The sequence below is a fragment of the Vibrio sp. QJM3NY_27 genome, from assembly GCF_057785955.1.
Map to the genome: position 1 here is coordinate 159,114 of NZ_CM173511.1, position 25,648 is coordinate 184,761.

General features: G+C 42.8%; 27 protein-coding genes. 13 read left to right on the plus strand and 14 right to left on the minus strand.

Annotated features, from left to right (window positions below):
* Window positions 1–17 precede the first annotated feature (17 nt).
* Entirely contained in the window at window positions 18–746 is a 729-nt protein-coding gene (locus tag AC3CIA_RS00710) for a restriction endonuclease (protein WP_327785018.1), read from the plus strand.
* Here AC3CIA_RS00710 and mobF read toward each other — a convergent pair.
* The 5 genes from mobF to AC3CIA_RS00735 form a co-directional block, all read right to left on the minus strand.
* Window positions 717–3,269 carry a MobF family relaxase gene (gene mobF / locus AC3CIA_RS00715; protein WP_488518343.1) on the minus strand — a complete coding sequence of 851 codons (2,553 nt, stop codon included), beginning with the start codon at window positions 3,267–3,269 and terminating at the stop codon, window positions 717–719. The genes AC3CIA_RS00710 and mobF overlap by 30 nt on opposite strands.
* Window positions 3,256–4,998 (minus strand): type IV secretion system DNA-binding domain-containing protein, encoded by a 1,743-nt coding sequence (locus AC3CIA_RS00720; RefSeq protein WP_327785020.1) that lies wholly within the window; start codon window positions 4,996–4,998, stop codon window positions 3,256–3,258. Before AC3CIA_RS00720 ends, mobF begins: the two co-directional genes overlap by 14 nt.
* Window positions 4,998–5,300, minus strand: coding sequence for a hypothetical protein (locus AC3CIA_RS00725; RefSeq protein WP_102572541.1), 303 nt, complete (start codon window positions 5,298–5,300; stop codon window positions 4,998–5,000). Before AC3CIA_RS00725 ends, AC3CIA_RS00720 begins: the two co-directional genes overlap by 1 nt.
* A 176-nt stretch (window positions 5,301–5,476) precedes the next feature.
* On the minus strand, window positions 5,477–5,770 hold the full coding sequence (locus tag AC3CIA_RS00730) for a hypothetical protein (RefSeq protein ID WP_327785021.1): 294 nt from the start codon (window positions 5,768–5,770) through the stop codon (window positions 5,477–5,479).
* Between the two features lie 9 nt (window positions 5,771–5,779).
* Window positions 5,780–5,971: a helix-turn-helix transcriptional regulator gene (locus AC3CIA_RS00735; protein ID WP_327785022.1), complete on the minus strand. Its 192-nt coding sequence runs from the start codon at window positions 5,969–5,971 to the stop codon at window positions 5,780–5,782.
* A gap of 516 nt (window positions 5,972–6,487) precedes the next feature.
* Between AC3CIA_RS00735 and AC3CIA_RS00740 the strand changes: the two genes are divergently transcribed.
* Together AC3CIA_RS00740 and AC3CIA_RS00745 are read left to right on the plus strand one after the other, a co-directional pair.
* On the plus strand, window positions 6,488–7,171 hold the full coding sequence (locus AC3CIA_RS00740; RefSeq protein ID WP_327785023.1) for an RNA polymerase sigma factor: 684 nt from the start codon (window positions 6,488–6,490) through the stop codon (window positions 7,169–7,171).
* Window positions 7,172–7,268: 97 nt separating this feature from the next.
* The gene (locus tag AC3CIA_RS00745) at window positions 7,269–7,622 is read left to right on the plus strand and encodes a helix-turn-helix domain-containing protein (RefSeq protein WP_327785024.1); all 354 of its coding nucleotides are present in this window, start codon (window positions 7,269–7,271) and stop codon (window positions 7,620–7,622) included.
* A gap of 149 nt (window positions 7,623–7,771) precedes the next feature.
* Here the strand turns inward: AC3CIA_RS00745 and AC3CIA_RS00750 are convergent, their stop codons facing one another.
* Both AC3CIA_RS00750 and AC3CIA_RS00755 read right to left on the minus strand, forming a co-directional pair.
* A complete protein-coding gene (locus AC3CIA_RS00750; protein ID WP_327785025.1) occupies window positions 7,772–9,034 on the minus strand; it encodes a tyrosine-type recombinase/integrase in 1,263 nt (420 codons plus the stop codon).
* A 181-nt stretch (window positions 9,035–9,215) separates the two neighbouring features.
* Window positions 9,216–10,082: a YicC/YloC family endoribonuclease gene (locus tag AC3CIA_RS00755; protein WP_017075362.1), complete on the minus strand. Its 867-nt coding sequence runs from the start codon at window positions 10,080–10,082 to the stop codon at window positions 9,216–9,218.
* Window positions 10,083–10,329: 247 nt separating this feature from the next.
* On the opposite strand from AC3CIA_RS00755, the gene rph reads away from it, so the two are divergent.
* The gene (rph, locus tag AC3CIA_RS00760; protein WP_135455775.1) at window positions 10,330–11,046 is read left to right on the plus strand and encodes a ribonuclease PH; all 717 of its coding nucleotides are present in this window, start codon (window positions 10,330–10,332) and stop codon (window positions 11,044–11,046) included.
* A gap of 214 nt (window positions 11,047–11,260) precedes the next feature.
* Window positions 11,261–11,902, plus strand: a complete 642-nt coding sequence (pyrE, locus tag AC3CIA_RS00765; RefSeq protein WP_004735727.1) for an orotate phosphoribosyltransferase — start codon at window positions 11,261–11,263, stop codon at window positions 11,900–11,902.
* A gap of 166 nt (window positions 11,903–12,068) precedes the next feature.
* On the opposite strand, the gene lpxL is transcribed toward pyrE, so the two are convergent.
* From lpxL to coaBC, 3 genes are all read right to left on the minus strand, one after another.
* On the minus strand, window positions 12,069–13,049 hold the full coding sequence (gene lpxL, locus AC3CIA_RS00770) for an LpxL/LpxP family Kdo(2)-lipid IV(A) lauroyl/palmitoleoyl acyltransferase (protein ID WP_114634199.1): 981 nt from the start codon (window positions 13,047–13,049) through the stop codon (window positions 12,069–12,071).
* Between the two features lie 39 nt (window positions 13,050–13,088).
* On the minus strand, window positions 13,089–13,679 hold the full coding sequence (gene slmA / locus AC3CIA_RS00775; RefSeq protein WP_016768952.1) for a nucleoid occlusion factor SlmA: 591 nt from the start codon (window positions 13,677–13,679) through the stop codon (window positions 13,089–13,091).
* Window positions 13,680–13,818: 139 nt separating this feature from the next.
* Window positions 13,819–15,060 (minus strand): bifunctional phosphopantothenoylcysteine decarboxylase/phosphopantothenate--cysteine ligase CoaBC, encoded by a 1,242-nt coding sequence (gene coaBC / locus AC3CIA_RS00780; protein WP_488518344.1) that lies wholly within the window; start codon window positions 15,058–15,060, stop codon window positions 13,819–13,821.
* A 223-nt stretch (window positions 15,061–15,283) separates the two neighbouring features.
* Here coaBC and radC point away from each other — a divergent pair, with 223 nt between their 5' ends.
* From radC to AC3CIA_RS00810, 6 genes are all read left to right on the plus strand, one after another.
* Window positions 15,284–15,958 (plus strand): RadC family protein, encoded by a 675-nt coding sequence (radC, locus tag AC3CIA_RS00785; protein ID WP_026012282.1) that lies wholly within the window; start codon window positions 15,284–15,286, stop codon window positions 15,956–15,958.
* A gap of 292 nt (window positions 15,959–16,250) precedes the next feature.
* The gene (gene rpmB / locus AC3CIA_RS00790; protein WP_004728407.1) at window positions 16,251–16,487 is read left to right on the plus strand and encodes a 50S ribosomal protein L28; all 237 of its coding nucleotides are present in this window, start codon (window positions 16,251–16,253) and stop codon (window positions 16,485–16,487) included.
* A 13-nt stretch (window positions 16,488–16,500) separates the two neighbouring features.
* Window positions 16,501–16,668 (plus strand): 50S ribosomal protein L33, encoded by a 168-nt coding sequence (rpmG, locus tag AC3CIA_RS00795; protein WP_002535344.1) that lies wholly within the window; start codon window positions 16,501–16,503, stop codon window positions 16,666–16,668.
* Between the two features lie 321 nt (window positions 16,669–16,989).
* Entirely contained in the window at window positions 16,990–17,574 is a 585-nt protein-coding gene (locus tag AC3CIA_RS00800; protein ID WP_488518345.1) for a hypothetical protein, read from the plus strand.
* 2 nt (window positions 17,575–17,576) lie between these two features.
* Entirely contained in the window at window positions 17,577–18,386 is an 810-nt protein-coding gene (mutM, locus tag AC3CIA_RS00805) for a bifunctional DNA-formamidopyrimidine glycosylase/DNA-(apurinic or apyrimidinic site) lyase (RefSeq protein WP_488518346.1), read from the plus strand.
* Window positions 18,387–18,477: 91 nt separating this feature from the next.
* Window positions 18,478–19,482 (plus strand): NAD-dependent epimerase, encoded by a 1,005-nt coding sequence (locus tag AC3CIA_RS00810; protein ID WP_237300517.1) that lies wholly within the window; start codon window positions 18,478–18,480, stop codon window positions 19,480–19,482.
* Between the two features lie 236 nt (window positions 19,483–19,718).
* Here AC3CIA_RS00810 and AC3CIA_RS00815 read toward each other — a convergent pair whose 3' ends face one another.
* The 3 genes from AC3CIA_RS00815 to AC3CIA_RS00825 all read right to left on the minus strand — a co-directional run bounded on the left by AC3CIA_RS00815 (window position 19,719) and on the right by AC3CIA_RS00825 (window position 22,352).
* Complete coding sequence (locus AC3CIA_RS00815) at window positions 19,719–20,471, minus strand: glycosyltransferase family 25 protein (RefSeq protein ID WP_145570089.1); 753 nt, start codon at window positions 20,469–20,471, stop codon at window positions 19,719–19,721.
* A gap of 314 nt (window positions 20,472–20,785) precedes the next feature.
* Entirely contained in the window at window positions 20,786–21,268 is a 483-nt protein-coding gene (gene coaD, locus AC3CIA_RS00820; protein WP_488518347.1) for a pantetheine-phosphate adenylyltransferase, read from the minus strand.
* A 1-nt stretch (window position 21,269) separates the two neighbouring features.
* A complete protein-coding gene (locus tag AC3CIA_RS00825; RefSeq protein WP_010433790.1) occupies window positions 21,270–22,352 on the minus strand; it encodes a glycosyltransferase family 9 protein in 1,083 nt (360 codons plus the stop codon).
* 96 nt (window positions 22,353–22,448) lie between these two features.
* On the opposite strand from AC3CIA_RS00825, the gene AC3CIA_RS00830 reads away from it, so the two are divergent.
* Complete coding sequence (locus AC3CIA_RS00830) at window positions 22,449–23,162, plus strand: 3-deoxy-D-manno-octulosonic acid kinase (RefSeq protein WP_488518348.1); 714 nt, start codon at window positions 22,449–22,451, stop codon at window positions 23,160–23,162.
* A 56-nt stretch (window positions 23,163–23,218) separates the two neighbouring features.
* Here the strand turns inward: AC3CIA_RS00830 and waaA are convergent, their stop codons facing one another.
* Complete coding sequence (gene waaA / locus AC3CIA_RS00835) at window positions 23,219–24,481, minus strand: lipid IV(A) 3-deoxy-D-manno-octulosonic acid transferase (protein ID WP_488518349.1); 1,263 nt, start codon at window positions 24,479–24,481, stop codon at window positions 23,219–23,221.
* Between the two features lie 132 nt (window positions 24,482–24,613).
* Here waaA and AC3CIA_RS00840 point away from each other — a divergent pair, with 132 nt between their 5' ends.
* The gene (locus tag AC3CIA_RS00840) at window positions 24,614–25,645 is read left to right on the plus strand and encodes a CDP-glycerol glycerophosphotransferase family protein (protein ID WP_488518350.1); all 1,032 of its coding nucleotides are present in this window, start codon (window positions 24,614–24,616) and stop codon (window positions 25,643–25,645) included.
* Window positions 25,646–25,648: the final 3 nt, after the last annotated feature.

Sequence of the window (25,648 nt, forward strand, 5' to 3'; positions counted from 1 at the left end):
GATATTTTGAGGCTGTTATGACAAGTTGGAAGAAGTACGAAAGGTTTGTCGCTGAATTGTGCTCTGAAGATTATCAGTCTCCTAGTGTAACAGTAATGCCTAATGCCAAGATTAAGGGGTGTTTAAGTCAAACGACCCGGCAGGTAGATGTCTTAATTGACTCCCGTTTTGGCGACGATAGAAATCGAAGAATAATTGTAGATGCAAAGAAATATAATCGCCCTCTAAATGTCAAAGATGTGGAGAGTTTCCACGGAATGATGATCGATTGCTCATCAAAGGCAGGAATTCTAGTTTGTCCTAATGGCTATAGTACTGCTGCAAAAAAGAGGGCGCAGGACTTTATCAACCTTAAGATCGTGTCTTTGGAAGAGCTGGAGAATGTCGATCTTGAGTCATGGGATGATTGTCTCAGTAATAATTGTGACGAAAGAGCTGAAAGGGGGTTGGTTCTTTGGGATGCCCCTATGGGAATCGGATTTACTGCTTCAGCAGTCTCTATTTCCAGTATTGGTAAATGTGATGCTTGTGGTGAGTTTCATATATGGTGTTGGGATTGTGGGAAGAAGTTTTCTTTAAGCAATGAAAGTGATGCTCAATGTAACTGCGAGCATCCCTGGTTTTGGCTTACGGCCATTGAAGAAGACGAGGTTAGCTCTAATGAAAACCAGCAATCTAAATCGGTCTACTTACTGCTAATTACCCCTATAAACGCTTTAATCGCAGACAGAAAGCCATTGAATTGATTTTACGTGTTGTACTTCCTCATCTAAATACTCAGTAGCTAAAGAAGCGCGATGATCTTGTTTCATTAACTTAGCTAACTCAGCCTGCCTTAACTCATCAGTTAGCTCCAAATCCTCACCATATGACCTTACACGCTCATTTACTTCAGCTTCATTGATATAGACGTGAGATTCATCTTTATGACGACTGAGAGCCACATAAGTTTCTCGCTGGGCCATTCTGCCTGAATAGAGAGTAAATGTATTTCCATCAACAGTAGTACCTTGTGAACTGAAAACTGTTAATGCGTAAGCGTGGCATAAATTGACACCAATCTCGTCACTGTATTCTGATGCTAAAAATGAAATTGTTCGTTCATCATCAAGCAATACAGACAACCGTACATCGTCATCTAATTGAGTTATCGAAGATATAGTTCCAAATGTACCGTTAGACACCTGTAATTGCCTGTATTCATTGCGGCAAAACTTGACCCTGTCGCCTACGGAATAGTCATAATCAAAGCGTTTATCTGCAACACTGCAAGTTAGCTTAACGTTCTCAGTGCCAACTTGACCGTCTTTGATGTAGATCTCTCTAATCGCTTTACTTAGTTTTTTGACGTCTTTCCATTCACGAGCAATGACTAACGATTGTTTCTCTGGGTATGCCTTTTGATAGTGATTCCAATCTTTGATGAGTGCTTGTATAGCTTCGTCATTGTTACTCGCCCAGTGCAGGCAGTTGTGCTGTTGTAGAGTATTCAGTGCTCGCTCTGAACGCTTATCTCGGAGATCTACAACGACTTGCTTTGCCCACCTATTTCGTTGGCGGCGGATTGTTTCTATTCGTTGTGTACCGAGAATTTCAGGTCGAGATAGAAAGCGCAAGGCACCGCCGCGATTGATAGCATCTAGCTGCTTATCTTCTCCTGTGAGAATGACTTTGCAGTTTGATACCTTTGCTTCGTAAAGTAGCAATTGCAAGTCAGTACTGGGTAGTAACCCTGCTTCATCCACGACTAGCACATCGACCTTATTAAGAGGGTGTCTATTATTGTTAATCGCTGTAGCCAAGGAGGCTACGGTATAAGATTGAATCCCAGTTTCTTGAGTTAGGTTATCGGCTGCTTTCTTCGCAATGCAGGCTCCTTTTATAGTCAATTCTTGCTTTTCATAAGCAAGTTTTGCCGCAAGCATTAGTGTTGTTTTTCCTGCGCCAGCACTGCCCTGAGTGATTGAGAAGTCACCCGAACACAATGTGTACTGAATAGCTTCTTTTTGCTCTTCGTCAAAAGAAAATCCCAATTGTTTTTGAGCAGTTGTAACAGCGTCATTTACTAGCTCAATGCTAACGTTTTTTGTATGACGCTCCGCTAAAGTTTGTGCGTCATGAACCATTAGCCGTTCACATGAAAGTACATCTTCAGTTGTGAATTGACGGGAAAATGCGTTTTTCGATTGCAAAGGTATTAGCTCTTCGCTTTCTATCATTAATAGTGATAATTCTTCAGCTTGAGTGGCATTGATGCCGCGGTGTGAAGCTTGTACTGCAACAGCCTTGAAAAGTTCTTGCTCGGTAAAAACTGCTTTTTTGTCAATGAGTTCCGATAAGGTTAGGTCTTGTTCTAATTCAACAGAGGTCATTGTTTTTTCAGAGTGAGTTAAGGTTTCAATGTAAGATTCTGACAGCCCATATCTTTCGAGTTCACTTTTCCAGCGTTGTAATAGCTGGCCTCGTTCGACATTTTTTTTCGCTTTTCTAGTTAGAGTTTTAAAGCGAGCGCCTTGTTTACTGGAACTGCTTTTTATACCAGCTTTTTTTAGTCCACTCTCAATCTCTTTGGCTCGGCTGGAGTAGGCATCACATGCTTGTTTTGATACCCCTTTTATATGAAAAGAATCGCCATCCCGTTCTATGCCAAAGCCTAGTGTTTGCAATTGAAATGCAAGTTCAGCCCGATATATAGCACCAGCAGCCATTTTCCAATGATAAAGGCTATCAGAAGCAATGGCTCCCCATGTATCGTCGAGGCGAGGAGCTACATTCAGAACTAACAGGTGTGTATGTAACTGTGGGTCTTCATTTCTATTTGTACAGTGATTGAAGCAAGCAAAGACAAGACCCGATGTGCGCTCATAGAGCGAAGACTTTTTACCTCTGCGTGTCAGTGCAACTTGGTGTTCCATAAAGCTAATGGTTTTTTGTACCGCTGTTTTTTTGGCTTTCTCAATTTTATTTTTTAATTGAGGTGAAGAGCTAGCCCATATAAGACTTACACTCTTCGGGGCGCTAAGGGTGCAATCCCATGCTGCCCGACGATTATCTTTACCTGCATTTTGAACGAGTGCATCACCTGAAGGTGAAAAGCCAGTCATCAGCATTTGGTAATCATTGTCATTGATAATTTGATGCTCTAGTCCAAAAAGCTTACTACCAAGCCCAGACCAAGTACCTTTGGGCTCCCCATGCCCAGAGTAATAATCTTCTTTCGCCAAGTCAGCGTAATAAGCGATGTTGTTTACTGGGCTAATTGACATCATGGTTTGCATCCCTTTTATTTAGTCGATTTGTTTGATTCTTATTTATTGCTTGTTTTCTTGGTTTTGAGTCTGTTAACCATTTTGCTGGTATTTTCTTTTTGGCATTCCGAACACTTTTGAATAAAGGCCATCTCAGTTTGTAAACCGACTCCCAGCCAGGTATTTGCATATACCCTTCGACACCTCTTCGGGTCGGCTGAGCTAGTTGAACAAGATCTGATTTTTTAACTAGTGGCTTATCGATCCTTGTTCCGATTCGCTTGCGATTTTCGTAGTCTGGAATCTCTGCTTCGTACTGCCCAAAAATATTCGCAGTGTCTTCTGCATCGCTCCCCGCCGCTCCCATTCGAAAAGCGATGACGTTGGACAATAAGTTGAGAATGGTGTTTGCTTCGTCTTTCCCATAGATATCGTGGAGTTGTGAGATCGACTGAGTACAAAGTACTGATCGTGCGCCATTAGCTCGTGCAAGTTCTAACCATTTAGAAATGCTCGGGTTGCGTGGAAGGTTGGCAAACTCATCAATGAATAACCAAGTTCTTTTTTTAGATGGATTGCTGCCACTCAAATAGTGCCTAGTCATGAATGAAATAATTGCATTACATAGAGGCTCACCGAGATTTTGAAACTGGCTATCTGCTTGAATTATTACGATGCGCTTTGCACTATCTTTCTTGACCCACCGACTAAGACTGAATTCTTTTTTGAATTGTGGAGGCCATGCTTTTGCTAAATCTTCAATCCAGCTTAACTTACTCATAATGTGAACATAAAAGCTCTGAGTTGTTTTTGAGTTGGGCTCAAGTAGAGTATTGGCTAAAGGGTAATGCTCAACAAATATGGAACGTGCTTTTTCTGGGCTAAATGTGAGTTGTTTGTATAGGTCACACCACCCCCATGCGTTCCTTTGTTCGTTGATTAATCTCATCAGCATGCTGACGAGAATAATTCGAGCCCCTTGATCCCATAAAGGGTCTGCACTAGGGGATCTCGGGATTAGGCATTGTGCGAATAATTCTGCATCTTGCTTGCTTTTTATATCTTCAGAAATGTTCCATTTCGCACTTCTTTTGTCCCAAGGTGCGATTAATATGCTTGTTTCTTTGTGATAAAAGCTCTCTGTATATTCCGCTTTCTCGTCATAGATAACAGCGTTATCACCCCGTTCAATAGCTTGCTCAACGAGGGGCTTGAATACGGTTGACTTGCCTGCACCAGTCGTTCCTAGTATGAGAAAGTTGTTTTGCTCTCTTGCTTGAGTGATTTTAATTTTGGGATGAATGTTGACACCACATGGCGTCATACGGCTACTTTTCAAGTCATGTTTATGCTTCGATTGAGCATGTTTGATGGCTTTATTTCCCAAGTAAAACTTGGGGCCACTCACGTGAGTTAATTGTTTAGACGACACTCTGCTTTTCAAGCAAAGTACAATAAATAAGACTGATAACGTGAATGACAATAAAAATGGAATGCCGATAAACTGAAAGATTAATCCAGAATATTTACTATGGGCAAATAGCTCCCACAATGTACTCAAGTCTATTGGTGGTGTTGGACTTCTTAAAGTAGAAATGAAATCAAGTAATACAGTGAGTAAGAGCATGATATTGAGACTAGATGACATGTCCCAGTAGATGTTCACCGTGATAAAAGTGACAGGGATAGATAATACTATGCTAGCCAACGAGAACATGAGGACTTTATAAGTGCTAAAAACTGAATTCATTACTTAGCCTCAGGCTTTAGGTTCGACAGATATTGTTTTTTAGCTTGTAGACGCTGATGTTCATCAAGCCCTGCAATTGAGGCGACCATCTCGAATATTCGCTTTTCTAATCGCCTTTCGAGTAAATCTATTTTTTTATTTGTATCTTGTTGAGTGAGTCGGTCTTCGACTACTGAGCGAATAAAGGCGGAGTTATTCATGTTTTTTTCTTCCGCTGCTTGAGTTACTCGGTTATATTGGTGTCTTGTAACACGCAAGGTTATTGTCTTTTCAGTGTTTGATTTTGGCTTTGAGCGAGTCATATTTCTTTCTCTTGATGTGTTCAATGTAAACTCTTTGAATGTATTAGGTTTTTTTGCAGAAAACCTAACGTATGTATTCAGAGGTGAATACACGCCAACCCCTTATCTTGATTGGCTTTAGCGTGTATTTTAGGTTTAGCCTAAAGCTGACTTAGCGGCGATCTGGTCTGAGTCCTTTATAGGTCAGGGTAAAGTGGCTTCTTGATTGCTTTTATCAACGTCTGTCTGCATTGCTTAGGGGTTGGGTCTTCTATTCCACTTTGCATTAAGTACTGCAAAGCTTCATTTTCAACATCCTCCCAATCCCTTTTGATTTTTCTCTGAGATTGTAATTTTTTTCTTTCTTCTTGCATTGGACTCGTATAACTGAGCGGCATTAATATAACTCTACAGTTATCCAATTCTTTTTGTGTTGGTCTTGTTTTCTTTTTTGAAAACAAGTTTTTGAGTGCTTTTATCGATATGTTCATAAAATTTCCTTATTGGTTGTTTAACCAGTTCTGAATGTCGCTTGTTCGCCAACCAACAATTCTTGGGCCTAAAGCAATTGGGGCGGGAATCACGCCAGACTTCCTATAGCGCCACAATGTGGAAAGGCTTATACCTAAGGCTTCGGAAAGCTCATTTGCTCTGATGAAAAGGCGTGTTTTGCTCTGTGTGTTTATTTCCAAACTTCTTAATCCTCTTGCCTAAGTAATGGGACATTTCATCCCCCCTTACTTATCTCTACCGACGGTTTTTTGAAAAGTGGGGGAAGTGGATAAAAATTTTTAATCCTTTGCCCTAAGTCATGGGATATTTCATCCCTCTTACTTATCTCTACCGACGGCTTTTTGAAAAGTGGGGGAAGTGGATAAAATTTTTAATCCTCTGCCCTAAGTAATGGGATATTTCATCCCCCTTACTTATCTCTACCGACGGTTTTTTGAAAAGTGGGAAAGCGGATAATTTTTTAACCCTCTTGCCCCTAAGCAATGGGATACTTCATCCCCCAGAGTTATCTTTACCGATGGTTTTCTGGGAAATGGTAGAGGCAAGGCAAACCCTTGAAATTCTTAGATTTCAATTGAGGGGAATAAATGTGAATAGACAAATATTCAGCCTTTCCTATCTAATATAGTGGTGTGATAGATGTTTAAGTGTTATTTATATAATTCATATAACTGCATGATTAATAAGGCTGATCTATGTTCATTTATTCCAATAACTCAACAGACAAAGAACTTTTTTCGGGTAGCGTGAAAGGGAACTCTTCAGCATTTACTATCTTAGGAAAACGTTATGAATCAAAACTTAAAGCTATTTTTTATAAGAGCTTCAAATCAATAGAAAAATCATTGTCTTTTTCGGTTGAGCATTTATTTGTAGACTTTAAATCCATGGTTTTGGCAGATTTGCTTATGAAACCGCTAGGAAGTCTAACGTTTGATGAGGACGGCTCAATTGGTGGTTTGATTGATACAATCGCTAAGGATAGAGCCTATAGCATGTATACACGTACAGAAAATCACCGTTCAAAAGACAGTACTGAAACTAGGAAAAAGAAAGCTCTAGAGGAAAAGCTTAAGAAAGAAGTAGATTCTAGTTCTGGCATAGAAAGCTCAAAGAGGAAGTTTGATTTTGGGTTTTCTGAATTTGATGAAAATGAAATTGAGGCAATGTATGTAAGTGACCCAGAAAGGAAGTACATCGCAGAGGACCTCAAGTTAAAGTTCTTAAGCAATCTTTCACCTGAGCAACAAATTATTGTTGAGCTACGTGCGAAAGGAGTGACTCAGACACAGATCGCTCTAGAAACGGGGTTGACACTGGATAAAGTAAGAGCTCAGCTTAAGAAGATTGGTATAGTTGCAACTGAAGTGCAAAGTTAATAAAAATCATCTTGTAGGCGCATTAAAGTTATTGCAATTACTGAATTACTAGTATTTACTAGTAATTCTAGTAAGTAAAGATATGTGAGAACAGACTATGGCTAAACCACCAAAAACAATACTACCTAACGGTTCCGAAGGTATGGCTAACACATGCGATGTAACTGCTTTGCCCGGGATAATTCAAAGTGCAGGATTAGTTAACTTTAATGTAGAGTGTAATAACGGTGAATTAACAGTTACCGGAACTAATCAAAATGGACAACAGATTAGAATCAATAGTTATGATGCGAATGGGTTCACAGAAGGTACTTTGTCAACTTTTCAACCTAGTAGTATAGAGGCTCGTAGAAATGAGGCTGCACGGTTAAGGGAAGCCGGTCATACACAACAACAAATAGCTACTCGGTTAGGGGTGTCTCAAAAAACTATCAGTAATGATTTAAAATAACAGTGCTGTAGAGTTCATTTGTATCTCTCTGTGTTGATTTAGTTATCTAGTGCAAGATTTTATACATTAAGAATGTCAAATTAATGAGAATAAATACTTACTGAGTTTCGATTGAAATTTGTTAATCGATCGAAACTCTATCAAGGTATCTAGTTAAGCAAAGGTGAACTATCGTTGCCTAATTCATAAATAATTTGAATAATTAAGCTCGACAGTGCATTTAGAGCACTTCTGCGCTCTTCTAAATAATCATATCTATCATAAATACCTTCAACCCCCTTAACCTTGTGGTTAAGACAACGCTCTGCTACATGGCTAGGAACACCGTTTTCTGCTAGAAGGCTGCGACAGGTTCTTCTTAGATCATGTACAACAAAATGCTCGATTCCATGCTCTCCAAGGATGTTGGGTAGTGGTTGCTTTTTTGAGTCTACTTTTTTACCAAACAGCTTGGCGAGTGCGTGATTTAGTGTGTCATCGCTAATGTATTTCCTCCTTCTGCTCGCTCGACGCGAAGGAAAAAGATAATCCGAACCATTGGCCCTTACATGTAATTCTTTGAACAAATTTAATGTTTTCTCAGGAATCGGTATAACGATTTTTACGCCCGTTTTCGTTCTTTCAGCGGGAAGTGCCCAATTCATGTTATGAAAATCAAATTCACTCCATTGTGCTGCGATTAACTCTCCTTTACGTACGCCAAAGATGATGAGCATGGCGATGGCAAGGTAGTTTTCACGGGTCATGATATCTGAATATTCACGAAAGACTTGAAAAATGGTTTCAATTTCTTTGAGTGATAAAACTCTCTCTCTGGCTTTTTCTGTTCCACCTGCATCCTTTTCTGTAAATGGAGCTGCTGGATTATTTTGTAATAGATCCAGTTTTAGAGCGTGGTTAAATAGCTGTTTACAGTAGTTCAATGCATCATTTGAAATTGAAGGGCGACCACTTTGATTAATTAGGCGGATGATTTGGATAATATCCCGAGAACTTACTTTATCAACATCTAATTCTCCAATGTACGGGGAGATGTCTTTGCGGTATACACGAGCAGGAATTTGAGGGTTTTTTAAGTGACGTTCGCACTCGGTGAGCCAGTCTTTTGCAACATCGTCGACTGTTTGAAATTGAGGGAGTTGCTGCCTCTTTTTTTCTGCAAGAGGATCGGTTCCATTCTTTATCGATGCTCGAATCTGTAGAGCTTGTAGTTTTGCGTCACTAAGGGGGATACCTTCAGGTACTTTACCATACCTGCCAATTGTCAGCTCTCTCCGTTTACCGTTAATCGAATAACGGAGCACCCAAAAGGCATTACCTTGATCGGTTACTCGAAAGTAGAGACCAGTATCTACCTTAAACTTCCCAACTTTACCTTCTTTTAATTTGGCTTTTAATTGTGCGTCATTCATAGGTTATAAAAATTTGGTGACAGATAACAAGCAACGTATCATTGCTATGAATATCTGTCACCAATTATGTCACCATCTAAAAGAGATTTTGTCACCACTTATGAAATCTAATGAAATTGTTAATTACACTAAGTTTCTTTATTTTCATGAGGTTAAGTATCTATTGAAGGCGCATGAAATACTATTCAATATTCTGGATCTGCTCACGCATCTGTTCGATAAGAACCTTAAGCTCTACGCCTGATGCTGTGATGTCTGTGCTGATAGACTTAGATGCCAGCGTGTTTGATTCACGGTTGAACTCTTGCATCATGAAGTCAAGCTTACGGCCACAAGCGCCACCTTTCTTCAAGACGACATTCGCTTCTTTCACGTGAGAGTCTAGGCGATCAAGTTCTTCTGCTACGTCTGACTTCTGTGCTAACAGGATAAGTTCTTGCTCAACACGAGAGCCTTCAAGTTCAATTTTCGCATCTTCAAACTTATTAAGAAGGCGTTCACGTTGCCATTCTAAGATCTCAGGCATGCGAGCACGAACTTTAACAACTTCTTCAGTGATAGCATCTAAGCGCTGTACGATGAGTGCCTTCATGTTTTCGCCTTCACGAGCACGAGCATCAATGAACTCTGCGATGGCATCGTTGAATGCTTCCAGTAGATCTTTGTTGATGGCATCCATGTCTTGCTCTGGCGTTTCCATCACGCCAGGCCAGTTCATAACTTGGAATGGGTTCAGACGGCTGTCTTCACCTGTCATGGTCATTACTTGGTTAGCAGCATTGATTACTTGCTGAGCCAAACCTTCGTTAATGCTTAGCTCGCCTTTCGCTGCTGGGTTGGCTTCAAAACGTAGGTTACATTCAACCTTGCCGCGCGCTAGACGCTTACGGAAACGCTCACGTAGGATTGGCTCTAAACCACGGAACTGTTCAGGCATACGGAAGTAAGTTTCTAGGTAGCGTTGGTTTACACTACGGATTTCCCATACTGCTGTACCCCAATCGCCTTTTACTTCTTTGCGTGCGTACGCAGTCATACTATAAATCATCGAATTTTCCTGTCTTTTATCATTCTGAAAATAACGCGCACGAATAGTATCACGATATGGGGTGCTCCCGAAGCCTGTCGCTTTTCGCGATCATAGCTTGTAGCGAGCAGTAGATTTGAACGGTAAATAGATTTGAAAGATAAACTGCTATATAATCTTGCCCCAATCAAAACTGTCTCACCCCTTTCTTAGGTGATGCACTCTTTCGATAGTAAATCACTTCAGACTGTTAATAAGGTAGATACCAATGCGTCCAAATGACCGCGCTGTAGATCAAATTCGTCCAATTAAAATTACTCGTAACTACACAGCTTATGCTGAAGGTTCTGTATTAGTTGAGTTCGGCAACACTAAAGTTCTATGTAATGCGACGGTAGAAGAAAACGTGCCGCGTTGGTTAAAAGGCCAAGGAAAGGGTTGGGTAACCGCTGAATACGGTATGCTTCCACGAGCAACGCACACTCGTAACCGTCGTGAAGCGGCGAGCGGCAAGCAAGGTGGTCGTACGATGGAAATCCAACGTCTGATCGCTCGTAGCCTGCGTGCTGTAGTTGATCTGAAAGTACTGGGTGAAATCATGATCACTGTCGATTGTGATGTTATCCAAGCAGACGGCGGTACACGTACTGCTTCTATTTCAGGTGCAAGCGTTGCAATGGCCGACGCTATCAACAGCCTACTAGCAAGCGGTAAACTGAAAAAGAACCCAATGAAAGGCCACGTAGCGGCAGTTTCAGTGGGCATCGTTGGTGCACAAGCACTGTGTGACCTTGAGTATGTTGAAGACTCAGCAGCCGATACCGACATGAACGTTGTAATGACGGAAGACGGTAAGATGATTGAGATTCAAGGCACCGCAGAAGGCGAACCGTTCAGCCACGAAGAGCTGATGCAGCTTTTGGCCCTGGCGAATAAGGGCATTGTCGATATCGTCGAAGCGCAGAAAGCTGCGTTGGCCGACTAATCATTTAATAGCTCCCATTTGGGGGCTATTTTTTTATCTTCGTCGTATTCGCGCCTTCCGCGTTGTTAACTGTGCTTACTCACCCGAATCACTTACTACTCGTAAGCTCACGAGGTTCGCAAGCTTGTTGCCTAGCGGAAAACACGACTACTAAGAAGATACTAAGAAGAGTTTAAGTTAATTAAGTTTTATTGAATAAACGTAGAGGAAGAACATGAAAGCATATCAACGTGAATTTATTGAATTTGCACTAGAGAAAGAAGTACTTAAGTTTGGTGAGTTTACTTTAAAGTCTGGCCGTAAGAGCCCTTACTTCTTCAATGCTGGATTGTTTAATACAGGTCGTGACCTAGCACGCTTAGGTCGCTTCTACGCAGCAGCATTGGCAGATTCAGGTATTGAGTTCGACGTACTATTTGGCCCTGCGTACAAAGGTATCCCAATTGCAACGACAACAGCGGTTGCACTTGCTGATCACCACGATGTGGACACGCCTTACTGTTTCAACCGTAAAGAAGCGAAGAACCACGGTGAAGGTGGCAACCTAGTGGGTAGCGAACTTGAAGGTCGTATCATGCTAGTGGATGACGTGATCACTGCAGGTACTGCGATCCGTGAGTCGATGGAAATCATCCAAGCAAACGGCGCTGACTTAGCGGGTGTTCTGGTTGCTATTGACCGTCAAGAGAAAGGCAAAGGCGAGCTGTCTGCGATTCAAGAAGTTGAACGTGACTTCGGTTGTGCGATTATCTCAATCGTTAGCCTGACTGATCTGGTGACTTTCCTTGAAGAGAAAGGCACAGACGCAGCACATCTTGAGTCAGTAAAAGCGTACCGCGCTCAATATGGTATTTAGTTCGTAAACTGAAGAAGTTGAACCTGATGGTTTAGCGCTCTAGGTTAAGAATCGAAAAAGCAAAAAGGCCCGAGAGATAACTCTTTCGGGCCTTTTACTTTTCTATGAGGTGAGCTGCTTTCTTATCTGAAGATAGGCGCCGGCTACTCTATTTATAACGGCTACTCTATTTGTAACGAATGCCGCGCTCAACTTCTGGGTCTTCCATTGTTTTGAAGCGCTTGTGTAGCCACATCCATTGTTCTGGTGCTCGTAAGATAATTTTCTCAAGATAGCGGTTTAGATAAGCGGCTGCGGCTTTTTCATCTTTGCGTGGATAGTCATCTTCGATTGACTCATCCGCCATGATTTCATACTTACCATCGGCATTCCTAAACCCTGAACCCGGAACAAGAGCGCATCGGCTAGTGTAAGCCAGAATACTGGTGCCTGTTGTGGTACACGCATCTTCTACAGCGAAGAAAGGCACAAACACAGACTTGTTGCGGCCGTAGTCATGATCCGGCAGGTAGAAAAGGATCTCACCCTGACGCAGGATTCGAATCATACGCTTCACGTCTTTACGGTGGATAAGGCGGTTGCCGTTCTGAGTACGACCACGGTATTGAATGAATTCATAAGCTGGGTTGTTGTGCGGGCGGTAAACACCTAAACCAGAAATACCAAGAACGGCCATTGCTCGCGCAGTGATCTCTAAGTTCAAGGCATGCACACAGCATAGAAGAACACCTTTACCGTTGGCTTTGTGCGTACGCAGTGCTTGAGTGTCTTTATCGACAAGGATTCGCTTGAAACGCCACGTTGGCCAGAACCATGTAATGCCGGTTTCGATCAGCGCCATACCAGTATTCTTAAAGTTCTCACTGACCATGGCAGCGACTTCATCTGCAGGCTTGTCTGGGAAGGCGAGTTCCAAGTTACGTGTTGCGACCGCTACGCGCTTTTTACCATAGCGAGCCCCAAGAGAGCCCAATGAACGACCTAGCAGTAATAATATACGGTAAGGGAGAACATTAACGATAAGCGCCAATAGCCCAAAACCGAACCACACTCCCCAGTATTTAGGGTGGAGCAGTGCCAGAGTAAAAGGTGGCTTAGTAATAACGTGTTGTGCCGTGCTGTTTGTCGGAGAAGTTTTCGTCGTCATAACCATCACTTAAGATTTGATTGCTACTGAATTTGATTGCTACTTAATCTGAGCGCTCAGCAGTGCCCAATAAGCATCAAAGTTTTCTGTCGGTTGATATTTGAAATCAGAGCGAACAAATCGATTCAGACTGCCTTCAACCTGACCGAGCAGTTGAGCCGCTAAGATCTTCTCATCAACAGGGAACGATTTCCCTTCACGAAGCTTCCTTTCACGTAAGATCTGGCGAAGTTGAGTCTCAATACGCTCAAAAAGCTGATTGATGCGTTCACGCAGGCGCTCATTCTCAAACATTAGGGCATGGCCCGACAAAATACGAGTCAAACCAGGGTTGCGCTCAGAAAAGACTAAGATAAGTTGCATCACGAGGCGGATACGCTCAAGAGTGTCTTTTTCTTCATCGAGAATACGGTTGATTCGAGACATCAACGCTTCTTCAATGAACTCGATCAGGCCTTCAAACATGCGAGCTTTGCTTGGGAAGTGGCGGTAGAGCGCAGCTTCAGATACGCCGACTTGCTTGGCCAACTTTACCGTTGTGATACGAGAAGCACCTTCGGTCGATTCCAACATTTGTGCGAGAGCTTGTAGGATTTCTTCACGACGGTTTGATTTTCGAGTACCAGCCATCTATTTACTTCCTTTCCTAAAGATGAGGATTGAGTGAAGCAGGATTATAAACACCATTCAATTCTGTTTCCTAGTTTTGTGAGCCCTAGGTCAACAGAATCGAGAGGTGTCAGCAGATTGTCAGAGCAAATTTGTGCGTTTATGCACCAATAAGCTGTTGGATCTGATCGAGGATCTGGAAACCAAGTGTGTCTTTGCTATCCAGTGGCAGAGATTTATCACCGTCTTTCCAATAAAGGTGCAATTCATTACTGCTGCTATTGAAGCCTTGGCCTTCGACAGAGACATCGTTAGCACAAATCATATCGAGGTTCTTTCTTTCCAGTTTGCCGCGCGCGTACTTCTCAACATCTTGAGTTTCTGCAGCGAAGCCGACAGTAAATGGACGGCCTTCTGTCATTGAGGCAACAGAAGCGACAATGTCTGGGTTCTTAACCATTTGAATGGTCATGTCGTCTTTACCATCGACCTTTTTAAGCTTTTGGTCTGCAATGGACAGTGGACGATAGTCGGCTACTGCAGCGCAGCTAATGAATATATCGTGTTGAGCTGCATTGGTACTCACAGCATCAAACATCTGTTGTGCGCTGTCGACATCAATACGATTAACCTGGTTTGGCGTCGCTAATGAGACAGGGCCACTGATTAGAGTCACTGTTGCGCCTTGTTTCGCGGCCGCTTCAGCCAGTGCATAGCCCATCTTGCCTGAGCTGTGGTTAGTAATGTAACGCACCGGGTCGATGGCTTCACGAGTTGGACCCGCAGTAATCAACACCGAACGGCCAGCAAGCGGCTTAGGCTGGAAGAAGTCTTCACAACGGTGCACGAGCTGCATTGGTTCTAGCATACGACCCATGCCGACATCACCACACGCTTGTTCGCCTGCGGCAGGGCCCCAGATTTCACAGCCACGACGTTTTAGCGTCGCGATGTTCTCTTGAGTCGCTGGGTGGCTGTACATCTGTTGGTTCATTGCAGGAGATACCGCAACTGGCGCATCGGTTGCTAAAACCAAAGTGGTCAGTAGGTCGTTACCCATGCCTGCGGTCATGCGTGCAATAAGATCAGCGGTTGCGGGTGCTAATAAGACTAGGTCAGCCCATTTCGCCAGTTCGATGTGCCCCATGGAAGCTTCAGCAGCAGGATCAAGCAAACTATCAGACACTGGCCTTCCAGAGACGGCTTGCATGGTGAGAGGAGTGATGAACTCCTTGGCTGCATTCGTCATGACGACTTGTACCTGCGCACCACGTTCAATTAAGCGTCGAGTCAGTTCGGCACATTTATACGCAGCGATACCACCACTAATGCCAAGGAGGATTTTTTTCCCTGCTAGGCCTTGTTGGTCAGCGCTGCTCAGTTGATTAACCAATGTTTGCATGATTCTGTTCCTTAATTTCTCTGGGACTTACGATATCAGAACAAAGGATTAGTGCCTAGAAGCAGAATTCGAACAGACTTGATGCTCATCAAGTTGGTGTTATCAAACCTATCAATTACACGGTTTTGCTAGGCATTAGTCTTCTTTATAACGCTGTGGAAGCTCTCCGTAGACAAACGGATTAGGGTGATGGATCGTATTCATCACCCTAAATAGCCTTTATATGCCTATAAGTAAGATGCCGGTTGAGTCGATGCCAAGAGAAAAGTTACTGAGTCGAGGGCCAGATTCTCTAAGTGATGCGGAGTTGTTAGCGATATTTCTTCGAACGGGTACACAAGGAATGAACGTTTTAGAGCTTTCTGACAAGTTGATCAAAGATTTTGGTTCGCTGCGCCAACTTTTTTCTGCAACCGAGACTGAGTTTTGTGCTCATAAAGGGATGGGGCAGGCGAAATATGTTCAGTTGCAGGCCGTTTTAGAGATGACGCAACGTTATTTAGCCGAAACTTTATCTCGAGGTGATGCACTCACTAGCCCAAGCCATACCAAGTTGTATCTTTCGAGTATATTGCGCGATCGCCAGCGAGAAGCCTTCTATATCTTGTTCCTAGATAATCAAAACAGGGTAATAAAGGATGAAGTGATGTTTGAAGGAACCATCGATGCCGCATCAGTTTACCCTAGAGAAGTAGTGAAACGGGCACTTCATCATAATGCAGCAGCATTAATCCTAGCGCACAACCATCCTTCTGGTGTTGCGGAGCCAAGCCAAGCAGATAGGCGAATTACACGCAGATTAACCGACGCATTGGCGCTGGTGGACATCCGAATTCTCGACCATTTTGTGGTTGGAGATGGCGAAGTTATCTCTTTTGCAGAGCGCGGATGGATTTGAATCACATTTTAGGTTGTTAGTTGCGTTAAATCTGCTATCATTCCGCCCACATTTTAGAACCTTAAATCAGCTCTGATTACTCAAATAGCTGCCCTGTTCAAAAAAAGATCACGAAATCCTTAAAAAGGATCTGTTCGGGTCTTGAGCAATGCATGTCAAGTTAGTATAATACGCGACCTTTGATAGCCTTGAATGGATTTTCCATTATGGTTTTTACCTCTATTTTCAGAATTGATAGAGAGGTTCGGCCACCAAGGTTGATATCGAGCTGAAACGATTTGGAGAGACATTCATGTCCCGAGTATGTCAAGTAACTGGTAAGCGTCCAGTAACGGGTAATAACCGTTCACACGCACGCAATGCTACCAAGCGTCGTTTTCTGCCGAACCTACAAACTCACCGTTTCTGGGTAGAGAGCGAAAAACGTTTTGTTAAACTACGTCTAACTGCTAAAGGCATGCGTATTATTGATAAGAAAGGCATCGATGCTGTTCTTGTTGATATCCGTGCACGTGGCGAAAACGTTTAAGAGGAATTAAGCAATGGCTAAAGGCATTCGTGAGAAAATCCGTCTAGTATCTTCTGCTGGAACTGGTCACTTCTACACAACTGACAAGAACAAGCGTAACATGCCAGGCAAATTTGAGATCAAAAAGTTTGATCCAGTAGTTCGCCAGCACGTTATGTACAAAGAAGCTAAAATCAAGTAATTGATAGCCCCTTTGTCTCTTCTTTTATAGAAGAATAAATTAAAAACCCAGCTTATAGCTGGGTTTTTTTATGCCCAAAATTTAGGAAGCCCCAGTATTTTGAGAAACCTGAGGTTTTTTGAGAAGCTTAAGCTTTTTCGAGAAGACTCAGTGTTTTTGAGAGGCGTAAGTTTCATTGGCTCAATTTGGCTCAATTTGGCACCTACCGCACAGACGTTACACTTGCCGATGGGCTTATGTGATAGAAAACAGCGCAACATAGCAAGTATCGCCTTTTTCACGATATACTGAACACTCAATAGGTTAGATGAGCAGAATCAGATGAGATATCGTGGACGCCGATGGAACAACATACTCATGTTCAGTGTGATTGCTTTTATTGGGGTGTTAAACCTTCCAACATTGATCAAAGCTTATTTGATCGAGCCCGAACCTGAAGTTACGGTCAGCAGCCTTTATCCTTCTCTTTTAAATCCAGCAGCTGAGCTTCAAGCTTTGCACTTTGCTAATTGGTCCGTTGTGCTAGAAGACGATCATTGGGTTTATCAATTTCAAGATACAACACTTCCTCAAACTACCAATGCGCAAGAGTTGTCGCAGCGATGGCAGGAACTTGTGGGCACCGAAGTCGATTCTCAAACCTATACAGACCTCTCACCACAACTGAATACCCCGCACACTATCGAGGTGTGGTATCAAGATCAAGAAGAACCACAACGCATTACCTATTATCAACTGCCTCAGTTCTGGCTGCTAAAAAACTGGAATGATCAGTGGTTGGCGGTGTCTATTGAAGAGAGCTACTTGTTTCCAAGCTTTAGCTCGGAAGATTCATTTAAATCAGACCATATCTTTAAAGCAGACAAGCTACCTATATCAGACAAACCACCTAAATCGGACGACTAACTATGCCTGAATTACCCGAAGTTGAAGTAAGCCGCATGGGGATCTCGCCTCATTTAGTCGGTGAGAAGATAAAGACTCTGACTTTTCGTACACCGAAACTGCGTTGGGATATCCCTCAAGAACTTAAGCAACTAGAAGGACAGGTGATTCGCTCTATCTCACGCCGAGCTAAGTACCTATTGATAGAAACTGATACCGGAACAGCCATTGTTCACCTTGGGATGTCTGGTTCACTGCGCGTGTTAGACGCAGATTTCCCGCCAGCAAAACACGATCACGTGGATCTTAAGTTAACCAATGGCAAGATATTGCGTTACAACGATCCGCGTCGCTTTGGTGCGTGGTTATGGTCGGCGCCTGATGAGATACATACTGTATTATTGGGTTCTGGTCCTGAGCCGTTAACCGATGACTTCAATGCAGACTACATTGCTGAAAAGGCAGAAAAGCGTAAGGTTGCCGTCAAACAGTTCATTATGGACAACAAAGTAGTGGTAGGCGTGGGAAACATCTACGCCAACGAAGCATTATTTTCTTCAAGAATTCATCCACTTCGCCCTGCTAACAAGATAACTCAAGCCGAGTGGATCTTGTTAACTCAAGAGATTAAAGAGGTACTTGCCACTGCTATAAAACAAGGTGGCACCACTTTAAAAGATTTCGCGCAAGCAGATGGCAAGCCGGGGTATTTCGCCCAAGAGCTACAAGTCTATGGGAAAGCCGGTGAAAAGTGCCCTAACTGTGAAGCTCTAATCCAAGAGTTAAAAATAGGGCAGCGGAATACGTTCTTTTGTAAAGAGTGCCAAGTTTAAAAAAACTAAACTTACGTTCACTTTTTACTGCTAGTAGATATGCGGGCTAGTCGCTACAATTACATTAATGATACGAATTGAGAATAGTAGAATGAAATATTTAGTAACTGGCGTTGCCGGTTTTATTGGCTCCGCAGTGTCAGAGCGACTATGTGCGGCAGGACATGAGGTTATCGGTATTGATAACTTAAATGATTACTACGAAGTCTCTTTAAAACATGACCGACTAAAACGCATTGAACATGAGAACCTGACCTTTATCGAGTTAGATCTTGCTGATAGAGAAGGAATGGCTTCGCTGTTTGCTGAACAAAAGTTTGACCGTGTGATTCATTTAGCAGCGCAAGCTGGCGTTCGTTACTCAATTGATAACCCAATGGCGTATGCTGACAGCAACCTTGTTGGCCACTTGGCTATTCTAGAAGGTTGTCGTCATAACAAAGTTGAACACCTAGTTTACGCTTCATCGAGCTCTGTTTATGGCCTGAACCAAAAAATGCCATTCCATACAGCAGACAGTGTTGATCACCCTATCTCACTGTACGCCGCGACTAAGAAGTCGAATGAGTTGATGGCACATACCTATTCTCATTTATATGACGTACCAACGACAGGCCTTCGCTTCTTTACGGTTTACGGCCCTTGGAGTCGCCCTGATATGGCGATGTTTAAGTTTGCGAATCTAATCGTAGCGGGCAAACAGATCGACATCTACAACAATGGCGACATGATGCGTGATTTCACTTATATCGATGATATTGTTGAAGGTATTATTCGTGTTCAAGATCGTATTCCGGCTAAGCAGCCAGATTGGACTGTGGAGCAAGGCTCGCCAGCGACCAGTTCTGCTCCGTATCGCGTGTTTAACATCGGCCATGGCAGCCCAGTTAAACTAATGGACTACATCGAAGCATTAGAAAGTGCTCTAGGTATTGAAGCGAAAAAGAACTTCATGCCAATGCAACCGGGTGATGTGTACGCGACTTATGCTGATACGGAAGATCTGTTTGAAGCCGTTGGCTACAAGCCTCAAGTGAAGATCCAAGAGGGAGCAAAAGCTTTCGCGGATTGGTATAAGGCCTATCACTCGCTTTAAAAAGTCACGGTTTCATCAAAAATAGCGCTCAATGAGCGCTATTTTTCTTTTGTTTATGAGGACTATTTAGCTGTTTTGAGCTTTATTTCGGCTGCCACTTTTTGTAGTACAAACTGACGAATATCCCCACAATGAATAGCGACTTCATGGGCAACTGTGTTAGTAAGGAATTGGTTGATGGTAAGGAGATCCAGTGTTTCGTTTTTCTACCTTTCTACCTTTCTACCTTTCTACCTTTATAACTTTGGTCTGTATTCTTTACCTAAGGAGACAAGGTGATAAAGATTGGTTGTCAGATTGAACGTCATGCTTTTTATTTTGTTAACAATCTTCATAAAGGCTACAAAATAATTTTTTTTACCTTTATGTTTACGGTTGCCAATAATGGAAGGCTGTTTACTACGTTGTAACCCCGCAATAGAAACGCCGAACATGGGGCGTTTATGAACCCAAGTGTTTCTCAAAAAGACATCTACGGGGTAACTAAAAACTTGGCTATGCTCAATAAAAGATCTTGCTGCATTAGGAGATAAAGCATAGGCAGCAGTACCTTGAGGAACTTTTAAGTACTTTACAAGTTTCTGGCTTTTGTAGCGGCATACAGGATAATGTAATTTGTTCTTACTGTTTTGTAAGCGAATATAACCGCATTGTTCTATATTTTTTTCTGCAATAGAGAGCGTTTTTTGAAAGGTACTTGATTCAATATCGAGATGGTCTTCAAATACAAAAATTGGCTCGTTAAGTTCCACGCACTTTTGCCAAATAAGGTAATGACTTGCATAGCACCCGACTTCACCGATAGCGTGCGATCTTCCCATATTGTATAAAAATGCTTTACCTCTAATTTTTTTTAGTAGAGGGTGCTCATCGGTTCGCGCATCCACTCCAATAAAAAACTCAAAATCAACCTGAACACTTTTGAGAGCATTAGCTGTTGATATTTGTCGGCTATCGTTGCCTTTTAAGGTAATGCAGTATGCTTTCATAAATTGTATGTATTCATATATAAGAGAGATATGTTATCACTCACTTAGAATTTTTGTAATGGTTGTTCTTTTTTCTAAGAGGTTCTAACTGCAGAAAGAGCAATCCACTCTAATGCTAGAGAGAAACGGATTCATTTCAATGAAGGACTACCACGAAGTAGCTTTGATACACGACCTGTTAAAACGCCTTGCTCTTGAATATTGAACCTTTGTTGAGACCAGAACTCTGTCCTGAGAAGTTTTTAGGGTTGGTATCACATCTACTAAAACATAGCGATCAATGAGCGCTATGTTTATTTTTGGGTCTGGGAGGATTAGTTGGTCGTTTTGAGCTTTATTTCGGCTGCCACTTTTTGTGGCACAAACTGACGAATATCCCCACCATGAATGGCCACTTCTCGAACTATGGTCGAAGAGAGGAATGCATACTCCTCTGAAGGCGTTAAAAATACACTTTCAAGCCCCGGCAGTAGCTTCCTGTACATGCTAGTGAGACCAAACTCGTACTCGAAATCCATTGTTGTTCTCAAACCTCGCACCAACACGTTTGCTTGTTGCTGTTTAACGAAGTCGACCAGCAACCCCGAAAATCCTTCAACAGACACGTTAGGTAAGTGAGACACCGCATCACGTAACAACTCTACACGTTCATCTAATTCAAACATGGTTTTTTTACTTGGGCTCGCTGCTACTCCAACAGTGATATGGTCAAACATGCTAGCGGCACGAACAATGATATCAAGGTGGCCATTGGTCACCGGATCAAAAGTTCCTGGATAAATAACGTGTGTGCTCATTTTAGCTGTCCTTGCTTAATGTAGTGTTCGAATTCGGTGCTTTACTAGAGTTTAAGGCCTTATCGAGTTGCTGCTTTACCATATCGAGAGTGATGTCTTTCATCAGGTCATCGCCTTTAGCACGGGTTCCCCATGGAAGGTCTGCGACTGGTTTACCTTGTTGTGCTTCTACGTGCTGTTGATAAACACTCACTACGATATCGAGATCGTTGTAAGGTCCTGTTCTACGAGGATCGCTGTGCGCGTACAAGCCGATTACAGGCGTTGACTGCGTAGTTGCCAAGTGGGCTGGGCCAGTATCAGGTGCCAATACCACCGTTGCATGTTTCAGTACGGCAGTCAGTTGCTTCAAGTTCGTTTTGCCAATCAAGTTGGTTACTGGCGACTGGCATAATTTTTCGATGTCGCTACCAAGGTTAACTTCTCTTGGTGCCGGAGAACCACATAACACCACTTGCATGCCTTGTTCGACAGCATAATCAGCAATAGCTGCATATCGCTCAGTTAACCAATTGCGTGAATCTTTGCTTGCAGCTGGGGAGATAACCAAGGTCGGCTTGTCTGCCATGGTGCTAATTGCGAGTTGTTCATCTTCAGGTGTTAAAGGGATATCCCATTGAGGCTTATCGAAGGGGACACCAATGTAGCGAGCAAATTCGGCAAAGTTATCTAACACATGAAACTTATCTGAAATAGGTAGATGGTGGTTGGTAAAGAGTGACTGCATTTCACGAGTACGATTTTTGCCAAATCCCACTTTGCACTTCGCCTTTATCCCCCAAGATAGCACGCTGGCTCTGAGTGCGGCTTGCATATGCAGAAGTGCATCAAATTTACGATCAGATAGCTGACGCCATAATTCACGCATTCCTTTGAAGCCTTGTTTCTTATCGAAAACAATCACCTCAATACCGGGTAGATCGCCGATCAGCATGGCTTCTATTTTGCCCGTTATCCAAGTGATTTTCGTTTCAGGCCACTGCTTCTGGATGGCTTGAACCACAGAAATAGCATGACAAACATCGCCAATCGCGGAGAGGCGAAGTATGCAAAGAGATTGAGGTGCAGTTGAGAACAGTGACATAAAGTGCCCGAAAAAAGTGAATAACATCAGAATTATGCAGATACTCGCATTAGTTGTAAAATAGCAATGACGAAAAGCGACCCAAAGGCCTCATAGATGGAAACGATTAGCACCAAGAACCAAACAATTTGGTACGACCCTGAACTTTTGGCTCAGGTACCAGAGGGCGATATCGCTCAGATCTTTGAGGCTGAATATTGGCAGCAACAAGACGCCATTTCAGGAAGTGCTCAAGGACGCGGTACCACATGGTTCATTCAGCTTGATGGAATACAGGCCGCATTACGCCATTATCGCCGTGGCGGATTGTTTGGGAAGCTAGTCGAAGACCAATATCGTTTCTCTGATTGGGAAAGCACGCGCTGTGCGATGGAGCTTAATGTTCTCAAGGCATTGGCAAACGCAGGTGTGAATGTACCGAAGCCCATTGCTGCTAGAGCCATTAAAAGCGGACTACTTTATCGAGCGGACTTAATGTCTGAACGAATTCCCAATGCCAAAGATCTGGTTGATGTCTTGGTCAATGGCCCGATAGATGCGGATATTTATCGTCGAATTGGCCAAGAGGTACGCAAGATGCACGATGCTGGGGTTAATCATACCGATCTCAACATTCATAATATCTTGCTTGATGACTCGCAAAACGTGTGGATTATTGATTTTGATAAGTGTGGTCATCAAGCGGGTGATGACTGGAAAGAAGGCAACTTGAATCGCTTAAAGCGCTCGTTCTTAAAAGAAGTGAACAAGCGCCAGATTCAATGGCAAGAGCCGGATTGGGAACTGTTATTGCAAGGCTACCAAGGTTAGTTGCTGTTAGTTAAGAGTGGTGACTAGCTAAGAAGGCCATTAGCTAAGAATGGTCATTAATTAAGAATGTATGCCAAGGTTTTATCCAACGCCCCTCGGTTCTGCTCAATCACTTGATAAGCCGCTAAGCCTCTGTTTTTACGCAAGTCAGGCTGAGTGAATAGCTCTCTTAGCTGGCCTGCAATTTCATTACTGTTTTGACAAATAGTGACGGCTTGAGCTTCAAGCAGTTTGTCTGTGATCTCGCTGAAGTTAAAATAGCTAGGGCCATTGAGTAAAGGTAACTGTAGTGCTGCCGGTTCTAGAAGATTGTGGCCACCTACCTTATCGCCCACAAGGCTTCCTCCCATAAAGCACACATCAGATCCGCCGAGTAATACCAACATTTCTCCCATCGTATCCGCAATATACACTTCAACATCAGAGGTGATTGGTTGCTGACTCGTTCGAGTGATGGTGTTGAATTGGTGTTGTTTAGCCAGTTCCGTCACTTGATTAAATCGCTCAGGGTGACGAGGCACAATTATCAGTAATACATTAGGGTTGTCTCTAAGGAGCTGTTTATGAGCGTCTAAGATAATTTCATCTTCGCCTTGATGAGTGCTGGCTGCTATCCACACACAGCGTTCAAAGCCAATTTGTTCACGTAACGCTTTGCCTTTTGATACTTGTTCAGCTGAAACTTCAATATCAAACTTGATCGACCCAGTCACATGCACAGATGCTTTATCTAACCCTAATCGTATAAAACGCTCAGCATCACTTGGGTATTGGCAAAGTACTTGAGAGAGATTTTTGGCTAAGAGATCAAAAACGGCTTGGAATTTAGCATAACGCTGGCACGAGCGTTCAGATAGGCGAGCGTTGAGTACCGAAATGGGGATTCCTGCTTTCGCGACGCAGTGCAGTGTATTTGGCCATAACTCGGTTTCCATGATTAGCATCTGTTTAGGCTGAACAGTCTTCAAAAAACCTCGAATACACCAAGAAAAATCAATCGGCATGTAGCGATGCTCGACTAAATCACCGAGTTTTTCTATCTGCTCTGCACCCGTGCTGGTTGTCGTGGTAACGATAATGGCTTGGTTTGGATTGCGTCGCTTCAGTTGCTTGATGATCGGTACGGCGGCAATCGATTCACCAACCGATACTGCGTGAATCCAGATAGGATTCTTACCTTGAGTTTGCGGTGTGATCCCGAAATGTTCTTTCCAACGCTGACCAAAACTTGGCTTTCCAGGTTTGCTCTTATAAAGCCCATACAGCAGTAGCGGAGAAGCTAATGACAATATGAGAGTATAGATAAGTCGTATAAGCATAAGAACAGTGACACCAGAAGGTAAAATCAATATTCAGAAGAGTATTTTCTTCAATCTCGAAAGTAAAGAGCGTTATAATTAAATGCTTAGTTGCGCTTTCAAACGGACATGGTGAATTTTATCTCATCGCTTATGCAAACCGATCAAACCTATCGTTTCTTGCTCTACGTCGAGCAAAATTATTCATTTGCTATTCTTCGCCCATTCTATGATTACGCGAAGCAACTCGGCCATGAGGTTAAGTGGTTGCTTGTTGGTGAAGACGCTTCTGAACATCTTTTACTGGATCAAGAGCAGAGCGTCTCTTTGACAGAAGCTATTGCCTTTAATCCTTCTGCCGTTCTAGTGCCCGGTGATCGTGTTCCAGCGTTTATTCCAGGGTTGAAGGTACAAGTATTTCATGGTTTGAACGAGAGCAAACGTGGGAACTTATACCCTGAACGTGGTCTATTTGATTTGTATTGCACCGAAGGCCATGAAAGAACAAGCTCGCTTGAGCCGCTAGCTAAGCAGCGCGGCTATTTTCAAGTTAAAGAGACCGGGTGGCTGAAGCTCGATAGCTTGTTTAATTATCAAGCTAGTGAGAACCGTCATGAGAGACCTCAAATTCTGTTCGCTTCCACTTTTTCGCCAAGCTTATCGTGTGCAGAGTTGGTTTATGAAGAACTTAAGCGCCTCAGTCAACTGAGTCAGTGGCAATGGTTAGTGACTCTTCATCCTAAAATGAATCAAGAGACGAGAACGAAATATCAAGCACTGGAAGGGGATAACCTTCTCTTTTTCGATAATGACCGAGTGATTGAAATGCAACATCGTGCTGATGTTATGGTGTGTGACAACTCATCGATATTTCAGGAATTCTTGTTGCTCAATAAGCCTGTTGTCACGGTAAATAATCGAGACCCACAAGCAAGCTTTATTAACATTACTCAAGCCGAGCAATTAGAGTCAGCAATTAAGCAAGCAATGCTACCTGATGAAGACAGAGATAACGCTATCGCTCATTATGGCCCGTCAATAACGCCATATTTAGATGGGCAATCCTCAGCGAGAGTTCTGAGTGCTATTACTGATGTGCTAGAAAGCGGCTGGCAAGATAACAAGCCAAAAAATTGGATTCGTAACTTTAAAATCCGTAAATCATTAAACTATTGGAAATTCTAGGGC

Bases quoted from the DNA above. Each gene is read 5' to 3' on its own strand.
- AC3CIA_RS00710 (WP_327785018.1), top strand. From the start codon at position 18: ATGACAAGTTGGAAGAAGTACGAAAGGTTTGTCGCTGAATTGTGCTCT.
- mobF (WP_488518343.1), bottom strand. From the start codon at position 3,269: ATGATGTCAATTAGCCCAGTAAACAACATCGCTTATTACGCTGACTTG.
- AC3CIA_RS00720 (WP_327785020.1), bottom strand. From the start codon at position 4,998: ATGAATTCAGTTTTTAGCACTTATAAAGTCCTCATGTTCTCGTTGGCT.
- AC3CIA_RS00725 (WP_102572541.1), bottom strand. From the start codon at position 5,300: ATGACTCGCTCAAAGCCAAAATCAAACACTGAAAAGACAATAACCTTG.
- AC3CIA_RS00730 (WP_327785021.1), bottom strand. From the start codon at position 5,770: ATGAACATATCGATAAAAGCACTCAAAAACTTGTTTTCAAAAAAGAAA.
- AC3CIA_RS00740 (WP_327785023.1), top strand. From the start codon at position 6,488: ATGTTCATTTATTCCAATAACTCAACAGACAAAGAACTTTTTTCGGGT.
- AC3CIA_RS00745 (WP_327785024.1), top strand. From the start codon at position 7,269: ATGGCTAAACCACCAAAAACAATACTACCTAACGGTTCCGAAGGTATG.
- AC3CIA_RS00750 (WP_327785025.1), bottom strand. From the start codon at position 9,034: ATGAATGACGCACAATTAAAAGCCAAATTAAAAGAAGGTAAAGTTGGG.
- AC3CIA_RS00755 (WP_017075362.1), bottom strand. From the start codon at position 10,082: ATGATTTATAGTATGACTGCGTACGCACGCAAAGAAGTAAAAGGCGAT.
- rph (WP_135455775.1), top strand. From the start codon at position 10,330: ATGCGTCCAAATGACCGCGCTGTAGATCAAATTCGTCCAATTAAAATT.
- pyrE (WP_004735727.1), top strand. From the start codon at position 11,261: ATGAAAGCATATCAACGTGAATTTATTGAATTTGCACTAGAGAAAGAA.
- lpxL (WP_114634199.1), bottom strand. From the start codon at position 13,049: ATGACGACGAAAACTTCTCCGACAAACAGCACGGCACAACACGTTATT.
- slmA (WP_016768952.1), bottom strand. From the start codon at position 13,679: ATGGCTGGTACTCGAAAATCAAACCGTCGTGAAGAAATCCTACAAGCT.
- coaBC (WP_488518344.1), bottom strand. From the start codon at position 15,060: ATGCAAACATTGGTTAATCAACTGAGCAGCGCTGACCAACAAGGCCTA.
- radC (WP_026012282.1), top strand. From the start codon at position 15,284: ATGCCTATAAGTAAGATGCCGGTTGAGTCGATGCCAAGAGAAAAGTTA.
- rpmB (WP_004728407.1), top strand. From the start codon at position 16,251: ATGTCCCGAGTATGTCAAGTAACTGGTAAGCGTCCAGTAACGGGTAAT.
- rpmG (WP_002535344.1), top strand. From the start codon at position 16,501: ATGGCTAAAGGCATTCGTGAGAAAATCCGTCTAGTATCTTCTGCTGGA.
- AC3CIA_RS00800 (WP_488518345.1), top strand. From the start codon at position 16,990: ATGAGATATCGTGGACGCCGATGGAACAACATACTCATGTTCAGTGTG.
- mutM (WP_488518346.1), top strand. From the start codon at position 17,577: ATGCCTGAATTACCCGAAGTTGAAGTAAGCCGCATGGGGATCTCGCCT.
- AC3CIA_RS00810 (WP_237300517.1), top strand. From the start codon at position 18,478: ATGAAATATTTAGTAACTGGCGTTGCCGGTTTTATTGGCTCCGCAGTG.
- AC3CIA_RS00815 (WP_145570089.1), bottom strand. From the start codon at position 20,471: ATGAAAGCATACTGCATTACCTTAAAAGGCAACGATAGCCGACAAATA.
- coaD (WP_488518347.1), bottom strand. From the start codon at position 21,268: ATGAGCACACACGTTATTTATCCAGGAACTTTTGATCCGGTGACCAAT.
- AC3CIA_RS00825 (WP_010433790.1), bottom strand. From the start codon at position 22,352: ATGTCACTGTTCTCAACTGCACCTCAATCTCTTTGCATACTTCGCCTC.
- AC3CIA_RS00830 (WP_488518348.1), top strand. From the start codon at position 22,449: ATGGAAACGATTAGCACCAAGAACCAAACAATTTGGTACGACCCTGAA.
- waaA (WP_488518349.1), bottom strand. From the start codon at position 24,481: ATGCTTATACGACTTATCTATACTCTCATATTGTCATTAGCTTCTCCG.
- AC3CIA_RS00840 (WP_488518350.1), top strand. From the start codon at position 24,614: ATGCAAACCGATCAAACCTATCGTTTCTTGCTCTACGTCGAGCAAAAT.